Source organism: Vibrio sp. Vb1166, from assembly GCF_033338695.1.
GTDB lineage: Bacteria > Pseudomonadota > Gammaproteobacteria > Enterobacterales > Vibrionaceae > Vibrio > Vibrio alginolyticus.
Genome location: NZ_JAWOTE010000023.1, coordinates 54,916 through 67,987 on the forward strand (window position 1 = coordinate 54,916; position 13,072 = coordinate 67,987).

Genomic DNA, 13,072 nt, shown 5'->3' on the forward strand with positions numbered 1-13,072 from the left:
CGCGTATTCTAACTTCCACTAAAAAGTGCACTCGCTGAAGGCAAGGAGAGCGAATGTTTATCATCAAATATTATATTCTTGGCGCTCTGATCAGTTTATTGGCCGCTATCTATACGCCTCAAATTATCGTTAGTCTGCTGTTCTTGTGGATATCGCTTTCTTTAGCGTTGGTCAGCGTAGCCTACGTATTCGACATTCCCTCTATTTTTAGAAAAAACCAAGATGGCAAGATTGTCAGGTGGATTCGCTGGGCATTCATCCCATTTCTATTGGGGGCTAGAGCGTATAACGCCTGGGAAAGACGGCGTGATACAGTGCCTCCAATCCAAAAAGTCAGTGACAATTTATACCTATCTCGCCGTTTGTTTCAGAGTGACTTAGATTTTCTCGAATCCAATGAGATTTCTTGTATTGTCGATGTCACCGCAGAATTTGCAGGCCTTGAAAGCGCGATGACCGACAAGCAGTTTCATTACCTTTCGATTCCGGTACTCGACCACAAAGCCCCAACGCTAGAGCGCCTTCGCCATGCGATTAACTGGATTGATACTCAAATCTCGTGCTCGCGGGCAGTGGTTGTGCATTGTGCGTTAGGGCGTGGTCGTTCAGTGTTTGTTGTGGCGGCGTATTTACTGAGCAAAGACCCGTCACTGACGGTTGAATCCGTGATGAAAAAAATCAATGACGTACGCAGTACCGCGAGATTGAATAAATTACAGATTAGAACGTTACGAGCGATCAGTGAAAAAGGCGTACTGGGGCTGGATCAATCCACTTGGATGGTGGTTAACCCTGTTGCAGGTGGCGGAAAATGGGAGGAAAACGAACAGCACCTGATTCGTGAACTAACCAAAAAATATCGCTTGAGTATTCATCAAACCACCACAAACCTCAGCGCCGAGCAGCTAACACAACAGGCAAAAGAAAGTGGAGCTAAGCAAATCATCGTAGCTGGTGGCGATGGCACAGTAACAGAGGTGGCGAGCCAATTGGTGGATACCGACCTAAAACTCGGTATTGTTCCGCTCGGAACTGCCAATGCGTTATGTCATGTGCTCTATGGCGTTGGCGCAAAATTCTCACCGGTCGAAAAAGCGTGTGAAGCGTTGCTTGGCGGACACTGCCAACGTATTGATACTGCGGAATGTAATCAGCGGCTTATTTTATTGGTCTTAGGCATTGGGCTAGAACAGAAAATGATCGAGCACGCTCAGCGAGAAGAGAAAAATGTTTTTGGACAACTCGCTTACCTCACCGGCTTTTTTAATGCTGTAGTGGCGGAAGAAACGCAAGCTTTAACCGTATCGTTAGACGCTCCAACTGAAGATGGAAACCACGACAAGAATACACAAACGCTTGACGTCCATAGTTTTGTCGTTGCGAATATCGCTCCATTTAGTACGTTGCTTGCCCAAGGTGGTGATGCGCCGCAGCCTGATGATGGCAAGCTGCATATCACATATTTAGATAACACCGAGTCTTTAGGCGGACGTCTTATCGCATTGTCGGATCTGACATTAACGAGCGTAGGCGCACAGGAAGAATCGACACATTTTCAATACGCGACGGCTCAGAGCGTCACTATTTCTGCGAATAAACCGATTGAGTATGTGATTGATGGTGAACTGTATTCTGATGAGCAACTGGCAATCAAGCTGCGTCCAAAGTCATTGAACGTATTTGTTCCAAGCCAGAGACGTAAATCAGCTTCGCTTTAACACAGATAATCCGCGGATTACGCGCCATTTGCTTCGTATTCTACATGGCGCTTTTTCTGTGTTGTTTGATGATTTGGTGTGCGTCGTAAAAAGGCTATTAAGGTCGCTGCGTAGATGCAGCGGCTTTTGTCTATCTGCACCTTTTACTAGGTTGATTGGGGATGAGGGTTAAACAAAGTGAAGAAAGAAGGGCGAGTATAATTACTCACCCTGAGGTAAGTGCTTTTCAATTTCATCGTTTTCAACTTGTAAAGCAGCTAACCAATAAGAAACAAGTGCGGTTAAGTTGGTGTCGTCAATGGCTCTAAGCAGGGCTTTTAAATCATCTAACAGTAATTTATTCATAAAATGCATTTCTTTGTAATTACCTAGCTCGGCAACGCCGTATTCGGTGGCATTTTCTGCAATGAATTGTTCACCATCTTGGTCGAAAAACAGCTTCGCCATCTTTTTGATCATCACTTTTTCTATTTTCACGAATCGATATGCCGCTCTTGCGAGTGTCATATGTGATTGCGGGTTAACGAGAGGCAAACACGTTTGGCGATGGTGTGTCATTTTTACGAGTAGCTCCCTTACTCGATTGTTATCCAATGTCATAGTGACCTCTTTATTTGTGATTATTGTCGTGGGACATTTCTCGTGACGGTTATGTTAATGCGCCTGTGGGCTTGTCAGAAATGGCCAAAGCAAGTTGGCCATTTCTTTGTTCTTTGCTCAATACCGAGCTTTATTGCAAAGGCGACCACCAGGTTTTAGCTAATAAGGCTGATGCTGCTGAGTTTTTCTTTGCAGCTTTTTATATCGCTACGAACTTTCAGCAGAACCGAGTTATCCGCCTGCTCTGGGTGGGAAGTAATCAAATTCTCAATCTCTTTGAGTACTTTGCTTTCGACACCTTCAAGCTGTTCTAAATACATTGACTCTTTGTCAGAGGACACTTCCTTCATCACGTCGCTGTAGACCTCACGCGCCTTGATGGTGTAGGAAACCGGAGTGTCGTCGGCAGATTCTTCATTGTTACTTGCTAGAGAGTAGGGAGTGAGCTCAATGACTGCACGCTCACGTACTCTGAGCAGTTCTACCAACACATTATTCAAAGAAGTGTTGTCGATGTTCTCGATGGCCTTGTTGTAAATTTCATTTCCGCTTTCGATAAGCTCAATGATTGAGGCGATGTTTTCATTTTTCATATGCCACTCCTTATTTACTGGTGATAGGGGTGTTTGAGCGTATGGAATACAAACACGATGTTTCGTCTTCAGTTGCAGGTTGTATGCCAATGAACTTTAAGTCTTATTAATCAGTGACTTAATATCTTGTTTTGCAATAACTTGCTAACAGTCGGTAAGGCGCTAAGAAAAAATTACAAGAATGGCGGGGAAAGCCTGGAAAGAATTACACGTACAGATACGGCTTTTTATCGAAACAAAAATAAAACCAATAAAAAACAATAACTTAAAATTCTGGCATGGATATGGCTTTGTAGGGAGTAAGTGAGGTCAAACATTGTTTCACTTGATTCACTACTCAACTCATTAATGGAGGCTAGTTATGGCTACTACAAAAGAAAGCACAGTAAAACCTCAAGAGCAGTTAGAAGAAGCATATCACTTAGCGGAGCAAGCCACGACGGAAGCTGTTGGCGCGATGAAAGACCAAGCCAAAGAGAAGCTGGATGTAGGTGCACAGCAAGTTCAGCAGGCGACTAAGTCGGCAGAAAATGTAATCAAGGAGCGCCCATTGCTGAGCATAGGCTGTGCCTTCCTTGCTGGTTGGGCGGTTTCGAAGCTGATCAAATAATAGTGGTCACCAAGGATTAAGCCACACAACAGAAAGGCGAGGCTTCACATGAATAACTCAGGGCAAGTTACCAATCAGCAATCAGGCTCGGCGGCTTCAGACAGCGGCCGAGCCCCTGATGGGGCAGAAGAACAGGATATCCAACAAACCATTAATGGTTTGAGCAGCATTCTTGCGCAATTGGACCAACTGACGAAATCGCTAAAAGCATGGTCAGGTTCAACGTTGGATTTGTTCCTCTTGGAGATGAAAGTTAACGTGTCCGCAGTGCGTCAGATTTTGCTGTGTACCGTTGTTTTTACCCTATTGTCGGTATTGTTCGTATTCAGTTTGTGCCTTGCCTCTGGGGTGGTGGCTTATCAGTTAACTGCCAACGTATATGTTGCCGTGGGTGTATTTATCACATCATTAGGCTTGGCATTATTTGCTTTAGCCTGGTGGCAGAAGCGTTTAGTTGGATTTCTTGGATTCAAAAATACGACAGAACAATTACAGGAGGGGTGGGATGCGCTCGCTACAAAAGCTCAATCGAGCCATGCGGATCAAGCGGATGGAAGGTAAAGCGTCTCTAGAGCAATGCTGTTTGTCGATGGAAATGTTCACGTTTACCACCAAGAAGTTTGTGAGAGAAAACCCTTGGACGACATTAGGCATTAGTGCTGTCGTTGCCGTTACCGCTGCAAAAGCAGGTCGATTGTCTCGACTGACTTCTTCTATTTCGTCAATGGGGCTATTGGTTAGCAGCGTGTCTGATATTACCGATTCGCTCACAAAGCCGGTCGCGGCAGCTTCTCTGGATGAGTCAGATGCGGAGCAAAATGGAAATGCAGCAACACAAGTAAGCAACGCTGCGACGACAGAGGGCGAACCACTCTAATAGCGGATTTCACCGCAAAATTTTCTTACCGATTCTGAGCTTATTATGACAGCGAAATTGAACATTCCTGCCAACACTGCGATTGGTACAACGCTTCTCGTCCTGTTACTCGTCCCAGGGCTGTATTTTGCCAAGTCAATATTGTTACCTATTGTGCTTAGCACCTTTATTTCTCTGCTGTGCAGTCCTTTCATTAATTATCTTGAAGACAAAGGCTTACCACGTGCTATTACCGTCGTGTTGACGCTGTCATTCCTCGTTGGCGCCTCAATTATTGGTCTTGCCGCCATGTCGGAGCCCGCCAAGCAATGGTGGTCTGAGCTGCCCAGTATCGTGAAAAATGTGTCGCAAGAAGTAAGCGAAGTTACTAAAGCTTCGGCTGATCACCTTAATACTCCATTGAATATCGCCAACGATATGAGTATGGATGAGGTCGGGAACAACACCGTATTTTCTTTGGTAAAAACGCTCGCGACCACTACGCCGACGATTTTGACACAAGCGATGATCGTGCTGTTTATGGTTTACTTTATGCTCAATCATGGACGAAGCTTATTTCGAAAGTCAGTGTCTTACTTACATGGGTTCGCCAAACAGCGCCAAGCGATTGAGTTGGTCAAAGCGCTACAGAAAGACCTATCTCGATACATTGGCACCATCACTTTAGTGAATGCTGGGCTGGGGTTGAGTGTCGGGGCCGTGTTTTTTGTTCTAGGCCTTGAAGATCCATTTCTATGGGGCGCATTTGCAGGCGTGATGAATTTTGCGCCGTACCTCGGCCCTGTCATATCCATGATGAGCTTTGGCTTTGTTGCTTATCTTCAGTTGGAGTCGGTCAGTTTTATGCTGACGGTGGTGTCTATCTATTTACTGCTCAATTTGATTGAAAGTCAGTTTGTTACACCAACACTATTGGGGAAAAGGTTTAACTTAAACCCGTTAGTGATTTTTGTTTGGCTTGTTTTTTGGGGCTGGCTTTGGGGCGGAATGGGACTATTGATCGGTGTGCCGTTGCTGGTTTGTATCAATATTTTGGTTGATCGTCTAGAGCTATGCCAATCAACCCAAAATCAAGCAAAACAAATCACCTCCGCGGACGTGGCACCGCGAGAGTGACTTGAGGATCAAGCTGGTTCAACGAAACAGTTTTTCAGCGCTCACTGGCTGACTAAACAAATATCCCTGACCATAAATACAGCCTTTTTCGAATAAATAATCGGCTTGTTCCCGAGTTTCTATCCCTTCCGCGACGACTTTCAACGACAGCGTTTTTCCCATGGCAATAATGGCATTCACAATCGCGTTGCTGTCGCTATTACTTGGGACATCACTGACAAATGAGCGGTCAATTTTCAGTTTGTTGATTGGCAAACCTTTCAAGTAAGACAAAGACGAATAGCCAGTTCCAAAGTCATCCAGAGAAATCTCAATACCCAGTTCTCGTAATTGATTTAACGATGAAATGGCTTGTTGAGGGTCGATCAGTAAAAAGCTCTCTGTGATCTCTAAATCTAACCGTTGGGCAGGGTATCCGGTGTTATCGAGGATAGTACTTAATCGCTGAATGAAATTTGACTGCTGAAGCTGCAACGCAGAAACATTGACGGCGATTTTGCCAAACTCGATGCCTTGGTCCAGCCAAGCATTACCTTGCAAACAAGCTTGTTGTAACACCCACTCACCAATGCTTTGAATCAGCCCTGTTTTTTCTGCAATTGGAATAAAGTCTGCTGGTGGTACAAGGCCAAACTCTGGATGCTGCCAGCGTAATAAAGCTTCCACGCCGACAATCGTATTTTGTTCCAAATTGTATTGCGGTTGGAATTCTAACCGGAGTTGTTGTTTTTCTATTGCTTGATGCAAAGCGGATTGAATGCGTACATGGGATACGGATTTATCGGTCAAATCCGGTGAGTAAAACGCGTAGCCGTTGCGTCCATTTTTCTTCGCTAAGTACATCGCGGTGTCTGCGTTTTTCAGTAAGGTTTCACTGTCTTGACCATCTCTTGGGTACAAGGCAATACCAATACTGGTTGAGACACGAAGTGAGTCGTGGTTTGCCAAGTCGAATGGTTGCTGGAATACGCTTAGAATATCGCCGACGGTTTCCAGTAAGGCAACATCACTATGGATGTCTGGCAAAATAATCACAAATTCATCGCCGCCAATACGAGCCACATGCGCATTGAGGTGAAGCACATCTTGCAGACGAATCGCTAACTTAGACAGCAATTGGTCACCACAGAAGTGGCCCATGCTATCGTTGATGTGTTTGAAATGGTCGATATCTAAGAATAGGGTGGCAAACGTCTGCTGGTTTTTGTGTCCGGTTTCGATGTGTTGTTCGAGTAAGCTGAGTAAATGGGTGCGATTAGGTAGATTGGTTAATGGATCGTAAAAAGCCATGCGCTGCAGCTTTTCTTCGTGTGCCTTACGCACAGAGATATCTTCAAACACACAAATGTAGTTAATAAGGTGGTTTTTATCGTCCATTACGGCGCTAATGGTCGCTAATTGCGGATAAATGCTGCCATCTTTCTTTCTGTTGATGAATTCGCCTTTCCATTGGCCTTTGTTTTCGAGTTGATGCCACAACTGTTGATAGAAACCTTGATCATGATGGCCTGAGCGCAGAATTCGTGGGTTTTTTCCTATCACCTCTTCAGAGCGGTAGCCTGTAATTTGGGTAAAAGCCGTGTTTACATCAATGATGTTGGCATTGCGGTCTGTAATGACCATGCCTTCTTGCGAATTGTTGAAAATTTGGGACGCTAAGGAGAGCTGCGTTTCTACCATTTTTCGGCGGGTGATGTTACGTGTCATCCCCAGAATGCCGATTAAGTTTCCCGCATGATCACGGACAGGAGACTTAATGGTTTCTAGCCAAGTGGGGTTATTGTTTTCATCAATTTGACGGCATTCTTCAACAATATTTTGCGTGCCCGTGGCTACCACCAATTTATCGGCATCAATGAATTTTTCCGCACGTTCATGGCTAAACAGAGCAAAATCGTCTTTTCCAATGATTTCACTGTTGGTTTTTTGCCACGCATTTTCTACGCTTCGGTTGGTCATCGAATAAAGACCATCCATGCCTTTTATCCATACGTGGTCTTCAAGGCAGTCGATAAACTCTTGTAGTGTTGGTGTTGGCTTTATTTCCGCGCTTTGATGTCGCGTTTGTTCTTGCTGCCAGTGCAAGTTGATATCAAAGCTGATCCGCCCCGCCATTGCGCTTAGCCATGCCGAAACAACCGTTGATTGATCATTAGGGTGAGTCAGTGTCAGTACGGCAAGCAATTCGCCATTAGGTAGCCAAATCGGTCCAATGCTCAAGGTTTGCTCTTCAAAGGGGGTATGGCTAACTGTAAAATCTGTCGGCGTAAAGTGATCGACAACTTGCGTTATCACATCGATGATAGCACGATGATTTTGGGTTGAGGTGGACACCTCAGTCGATAGCCACTGCTGAGTATCGCTCAGAGTATAAAGCTGTCCCTGAGCTTGAGTTACATCACAGCATTGTCGCAGAACGTGTTGCCAGTCTGCCATCAAAGGCGAAGGAATAGCGAAGCGAAACATAATTAATAACGAGTCCTAAATCGCCCAAAGGTAATTATATTAGAATCTAGCGTAAGCTATTGGGCTTTGTGAGTATCGTATCCAACGCGTAGCTAAATCCTAGCAGCGTAAAGTGCTTTCTATCATTAAAATGTTATCTATATCTCTTTTTTATCCAACTTATTGCATCGTTTTTTAGGGCTTTGGATAGGTGATTAAGAAGCGTTTACCGCTTTGGTTTTCTTGCCCCATGAGACTTGCTGAATGACTAAGCCACTGATGATCAATACCAGGCCAATCAAGGTTGAAGGATGAATTTCTTCGCCGATGATGGTAGCTAACAACATGAGTGAGATAAATGGAGAAGCAAAGATCAGATTACTGATACGCGCGGTGTTTTGCGTTGATTTGAGTGCGCTCAGCCACAAAACGAAAGTGATCCCCATTTCAAACAGTCCGACATACGTCACCGCTGCCCAGCCTTTAGCTGAGATCATCTGCCAGCTCGCACCTTCATAAAGACTTAAACCAATGGCGAATGGAATAGCGACCAAAAAGCCGAGCAGAACGCCAACCACAGGGTCGGCCTTATTTTTGGTATTTAAAATCCAGTAACCGGCCCACAGCAGCGTTGATAGCAGCGCAAGACCAACACCCAACGGGCTCTCAAATTCCATGCCTAAAAGATTTCCTTGTGTGGCAATCACTATCACGCCGACATAACTAAAACCGCAAGCCAGCCAGTCCTTACCACGGATCTTTTGTCCTAAGAAAACAGCGGCCATTAGCGTTAAGGTGATGGCCCAGCTGTAGTTGATCGCTTGAGCCTGAGATGCGGGCAGCAAGTCATATGCTTTGAACAGAATAACGTAATACGCCAAAGGGTTAATCAACCCAAGCAGTAGGTAATACCAAGGGTTTGAGAAAAATGTAGCGCTTAACTGGCCCAGTTTACCTTGCACACCACAGATTACTGTTAGCGCAATCGCAGAGACGATGCTGGCAATGCATAGCATTTGAATCGGCGTAAATTCTGCCAACGTGAGTTTAAATGCGGTTGCAACGGTAGACCAAAGTAATACTGCTGAGAGCCCAAATCCTAGGGCGCGACGCTCGTTCATGATGCCTCTGCGTGATGATGTGCCGCTCGGTTTGGATAATTTGAGCGGAAGAAAGAATATTATAGGAAGGCCTAGTGTATGCGAGGATTTTTCATCCAACAAACTGGACATTTATCCAGTGTCTAAATACCATTGTTATAGATACAAAACACAGGCTAACTCGCTATTATGCAATGGATTCTTGAGTACCAATCTCTCATTCTCTCTTCTCTTTGTGCTGCCACGCTTAGTGGTGTCGCTGCCGGTTGGTGGGTGAAACAGCGTTTTATCACCCAAACTCAGCTTCTCGAGCAACAACTTGTTTCAGAAAAACAGCTTCATCAACAGCAACTTGAACAGGTCAAGCAAAGCCTTGCCGATGCCCAGAAAGAGTTGGATGAATTAGATGATGAGCGCGATAAAGCCGCGTTTGAAGTGCGTCAAACGCACGGAAAGCTGATGGCAGCTATGGAAAAACTGCGTTACTTCGAGGCCGTAAAGCAAGAGCGCCAGCAATACTTTGATGAGCTTGGTCAAATGCGTGAACACAAATCACGTCTAGAAACGCAACTGCGTGAACAGCAAGCTCGCCATGAGCAAATTAACCAAGCTAATGCCGAAAAACTGCAAATTTTAGAACAAGCGGAAGCACGCTTGAAACAACAATTTGAGCACTTGGCAAATCAACTGTTTGAAGAAAAAACCGCGAAGGTCGATTTGCAAAACCGTCAGAGTTTAGAAGGCTTGTTGTCACCGCTTAGAGAACAGTTAGAAGGGTTCAAAAAGCACGTTAATGACAGCTTTAGCCAAGAAGCTAAAGAGCGCCATACCCTAGTGCATGAGCTGAAAAACCTGCAACGTTTGAACGAGCAAATGACGCGCGAAGCGGTTAATTTGACCCAAGCGTTGAAAGGGGACAACAAACAACAAGGTAACTGGGGCGAAGTGGTGCTTGCTAGGGTACTTGCCGAATCTGGCTTGCGTGAAGGGCACGAATATCAGACTCAGGTGAACTTACAAAATGAAGCAGGCAAGCGTTACCAACCTGATGTCATTGTTCATCTCCCACAAAACAAACAAGTGGTTGTGGATTCTAAAATGGCGCTGGTTGCCTATGAGCGCTACTTCAACGCCGAAACTGATGCTGAGCGCGATCAGGCTTTGAATGCGCATTTAGCCGCTCTACGTGCACATATCAAAGGGTTAAGCATGAAGGACTACCACAAACTCAAAGGTATTCAGAGTTTGGACTATGTTCTGATGTTTATCCCGGTTGAGCCGGCGTTCCAAGTCGCGATTCAAGCCGATCCAAGTTTGATCAAAGACGCGATGGAGCAAAACATCATTTTGGTGAGCCCAACAACGTTGCTGGTGGCACTGCGCACCATTGATAATCTATGGCGCAATGAACGCCAAAATGAAAACGCCAAAATGATTGCGCAGCGTGCGACAAAACTCTACGACAAATTACGATTGTTTGTAGACGACATGGAGGGGCTCGGTGGTGCGCTGGATAAGGCGAATCAAAGCTATCAAGGTGCGATGAACAAGCTTGCCACAGGGCGCGGAAATGTGATTCGCCAAGCCGAAAGCTTTAAACACTTGGGAGTTGAAATTAAACGACCGATTTCTTCCGACCTCGCGCAGTTAGCGCAGAGTGATGCATTTTCAGAAAATGACCCGTTAGTAGAAAGACATCCGGCTGAGGATAAAGTAAACTAATCGCCCGCAGTGCAGTGGGCGATTTTATTTGTCAACAAACGCCCCGTAGAGGAAAGCGCTGCCTAAGAGGAATTAGAATGACGGACACAAGTTTGCAATCCAATACAGCGTTAGAGAATGAAACCACTCACTTTGGTTTCTCTACAGTGGCAAAAGACGAAAAAGTGACTAAGGTTGCCGAAGTATTCCACTCCGTGGCAACAAAATACGACATCATGAATGACCTGATGTCAGGTGGTATTCACCGCCTTTGGAAGCGCTTCACTATCGATTGTAGTGGCGCTCGCCCTGGCCAGCGTATTCTTGACCTAGGTGGTGGTACGGGGGATTTGACGGCGAAATTCTCGCGCATTGTTGGCGATGAAGGCCATGTCATCCTTGCCGATATCAATAACTCAATGCTTAACGTTGGTCGCGATAAACTGCGTGACAACGGTATTGTGGGTAACGTGCATTACGTTCAAGCCAACGCAGAAGAACTGCCGTTCCCTGATGATTATTTTGATGTTATCACCATCAGTTTTTGTTTGCGTAATGTGACAGACAAAGACAAAGCGCTTCGTTCAATGTTCCGCGTACTGAAGCCAGGCGGCCGTCTATTGGTGTTGGAATTTTCAAAACCAGTGCTAGAGCCGTTATCGAAAGTATACGACGCATATTCATTCCACTTGTTGCCGAGAATCGGTGAGCTAGTTGCGAATGACTCAGAGAGTTACCGCTACCTAGCGGAGTCAATCCGTATGCATCCAGACCAAGAAACGCTGGAAGGCATGATGCAAGACGCAGGTTTTGAAAACACCAAATACTACAACTTAACTGGTGGTATTGTGGCTTTGCATCGCGGTTATAAATTCTAAGGGTTAACGGCATGCCATTTGAACCACTTATCACCGCTGTGATTGAAACGTCACTGAATACACTGATCAAAGACGACCCTGCATTGGGCCGTCGTTTAGCGCGTCTAAAAGGTCAAGTTATTCAAGTTCACCTGAAAGAGATCAATAAAACACTGACATTCGTTTTTAGTCAGCAAATTGATGTGCTTGGTCATTACGAAGGGCAGCCTAACTGCTATCTATCGCTCAACTTGAGTGTGTTACCAGAGCTGCGCGATCAGGCCAACATCACTCGTCTTATTAAACAAGATAAACTTGAACTCGAAGGCGATATTCAATTGGCGCAGAAATTCTCTCAGTTGATGGTGGATTGCAAACCAGATGTTGAAGAGTGGTTGTCTCGCGTGACTGGCGATGTCGCCGCACATACCTTTGTGCAAGGTTCAAAAAACATCGGCAACTTTCTTGCGTCTCAAGCAGAAAAACACCAGCGTCATCTTGCGCAAGTAGTGACTGAAGAATGGAAACTGGCTCCCGCTCCGTTAGAAGTGGCCTATTTCTGTGACCAAGTTGATGAGGTTCGCAGCCAGGCTTCTCGCATTGAAGCTCGTTTAACGGCTTTGCTGAATAAGCTGGATGCAGATAAGCCTGCATTGGAGAAACCATGACGCCAGCAGAACTAAAGCGCTTATACCACATCGCCAAAGTACAACTGGAATACGGCTTAGATGAGCTGCTTCCCGATCACCAACTGACCAAAGCGCCGCTTTTACTGCGCAAAAGCTTGTTTTGGATTAAGAACAAGCACCCAGAAAAACCACTCGGTGAACGTCTGCGTTTAGCACTGCAAGAGCTGGGGCCGGTTTGGATTAAGTTCGGTCAGATGATGTCGACGCGCCGTGACTTATTTCCTCCGCATATCGCTGATCCCCTAGCTTTACTTCAAGACCAAGTCGCGCCTTTTGATGGCGAGTTGGCAAAAAAGCAGATGGAGCAAGCATTAGGTGGTCCGTTAGAAAAATGGTTTACCGAGTTTGATATCAAACCACTGGCGTCTGCGTCGATTGCTCAAGTACATACTGCGCGCATAAAAGACACTAACCAAGAAGTGGTATTAAAGGTTATCCGCCCAGATATTCGCCCAGTCATTGATTCAGATCTAAAACTGATGCACCGAATGGCGCGTATAGTCGCCGGAGCGATGCCTGAAGCACGTCGTTTAAAACCAGTTGAAGTCGTGCGTGAGTACGAGAAAACCCTGCTTGATGAACTCGACTTGCGACGTGAGGCGGCGAATGCCATTCAGTTGCGCCGCAACTTTGAGGGCAGCGAAGAATTGTATGTTCCTGAAGTTTTTCCCGACTTCAGTAATGAAACTGTCATGGTTTCTGAGCGAATATATGGCATTCAAGTCTCTGATATTGAAGGCTTGAAAGCAAATGGCACCAATATGAA

The 13,072-nt window shown here is 45.5% G+C and carries 13 protein-coding genes; 9 read left to right on the forward strand and 4 right to left on the reverse strand.

Annotation, left to right across the window (positions count from 1 at the left end; translation table 11 throughout):
• Nucleotides 1-53: 53 nt before the first annotated feature.
• Nucleotides 54-1,718, forward strand: a complete 1,665-nt coding sequence (locus R7E51_RS19080) for a diacylglycerol kinase family protein (RefSeq protein ID WP_053307270.1) — start codon at nucleotides 54-56, stop codon at nucleotides 1,716-1,718.
• A 201-nt stretch (nucleotides 1,719-1,919) separates the two neighbouring features.
• Here the strand turns inward: R7E51_RS19080 and R7E51_RS19085 are convergent, their stop codons facing one another.
• Both R7E51_RS19085 and R7E51_RS19090 read right to left on the reverse strand, forming a co-directional pair.
• Complete coding sequence (locus tag R7E51_RS19085) at nucleotides 1,920-2,318, reverse strand: hypothetical protein (RefSeq protein WP_005379193.1); 399 nt, start codon at nucleotides 2,316-2,318, stop codon at nucleotides 1,920-1,922.
• A 155-nt stretch (nucleotides 2,319-2,473) separates the two neighbouring features.
• Nucleotides 2,474-2,911, reverse strand: coding sequence for a DUF2383 domain-containing protein (locus tag R7E51_RS19090; protein WP_005379194.1), 438 nt, complete (start codon nucleotides 2,909-2,911; stop codon nucleotides 2,474-2,476).
• A gap of 361 nt (nucleotides 2,912-3,272) precedes the next feature.
• On the opposite strand from R7E51_RS19090, the gene R7E51_RS19095 reads away from it, so the two are divergent.
• From R7E51_RS19095 to R7E51_RS19110, 4 genes are read left to right on the forward strand one after another with little or no spacing between them, the layout of a single operon-like run.
• Nucleotides 3,273-3,521, forward strand: coding sequence for a hypothetical protein (locus R7E51_RS19095; RefSeq protein ID WP_005379196.1), 249 nt, complete (start codon nucleotides 3,273-3,275; stop codon nucleotides 3,519-3,521).
• A gap of 48 nt (nucleotides 3,522-3,569) precedes the next feature.
• Complete coding sequence (locus R7E51_RS19100; RefSeq protein ID WP_005379198.1) at nucleotides 3,570-4,082, forward strand: phage holin family protein; 513 nt, start codon at nucleotides 3,570-3,572, stop codon at nucleotides 4,080-4,082.
• Nucleotides 4,072-4,398, forward strand: coding sequence for a hypothetical protein (locus R7E51_RS19105; protein WP_005379200.1), 327 nt, complete (start codon nucleotides 4,072-4,074; stop codon nucleotides 4,396-4,398). Before R7E51_RS19100 ends, R7E51_RS19105 begins: the two co-directional genes overlap by 11 nt.
• A 45-nt stretch (nucleotides 4,399-4,443) precedes the next feature.
• On the forward strand, nucleotides 4,444-5,514 hold the full coding sequence (locus tag R7E51_RS19110; RefSeq protein ID WP_025768289.1) for an AI-2E family transporter: 1,071 nt from the start codon (nucleotides 4,444-4,446) through the stop codon (nucleotides 5,512-5,514).
• Between the two features lie 18 nt (nucleotides 5,515-5,532).
• On the opposite strand, the gene R7E51_RS19115 is transcribed toward R7E51_RS19110, so the two are convergent.
• Together R7E51_RS19115 and R7E51_RS19120 are read right to left on the reverse strand one after the other, a co-directional pair.
• Complete coding sequence (locus R7E51_RS19115; protein WP_025768290.1) at nucleotides 5,533-7,980, reverse strand: EAL domain-containing protein; 2,448 nt, start codon at nucleotides 7,978-7,980, stop codon at nucleotides 5,533-5,535.
• A 194-nt stretch (nucleotides 7,981-8,174) separates the two neighbouring features.
• On the reverse strand, nucleotides 8,175-9,080 hold the full coding sequence (locus tag R7E51_RS19120) for a DMT family transporter (RefSeq protein ID WP_206957970.1): 906 nt from the start codon (nucleotides 9,078-9,080) through the stop codon (nucleotides 8,175-8,177).
• 168 nt (nucleotides 9,081-9,248) lie between these two features.
• On the opposite strand from R7E51_RS19120, the gene rmuC reads away from it, so the two are divergent.
• From rmuC to R7E51_RS19140, 4 genes are all read left to right on the forward strand, one after another.
• Nucleotides 9,249-10,781 (forward strand): DNA recombination protein RmuC, encoded by a 1,533-nt coding sequence (rmuC, locus tag R7E51_RS19125; protein WP_025768292.1) that lies wholly within the window; start codon nucleotides 9,249-9,251, stop codon nucleotides 10,779-10,781.
• Between the two features lie 77 nt (nucleotides 10,782-10,858).
• The gene (gene ubiE / locus R7E51_RS19130) at nucleotides 10,859-11,638 is read left to right on the forward strand and encodes a bifunctional demethylmenaquinone methyltransferase/2-methoxy-6-polyprenyl-1,4-benzoquinol methylase UbiE (protein WP_005379210.1); all 780 of its coding nucleotides are present in this window, start codon (nucleotides 10,859-10,861) and stop codon (nucleotides 11,636-11,638) included.
• Between the two features lie 11 nt (nucleotides 11,639-11,649).
• The gene (locus R7E51_RS19135; protein ID WP_005379213.1) at nucleotides 11,650-12,285 is read left to right on the forward strand and encodes a ubiquinone biosynthesis accessory factor UbiJ; all 636 of its coding nucleotides are present in this window, start codon (nucleotides 11,650-11,652) and stop codon (nucleotides 12,283-12,285) included.
• Nucleotides 12,282-13,072: AarF/UbiB family protein (locus R7E51_RS19140; protein ID WP_318128313.1), on the forward strand; the 791-nt coding region annotated here is incomplete at its 3' end. The genes R7E51_RS19135 and R7E51_RS19140, both read left to right, overlap by 4 nt.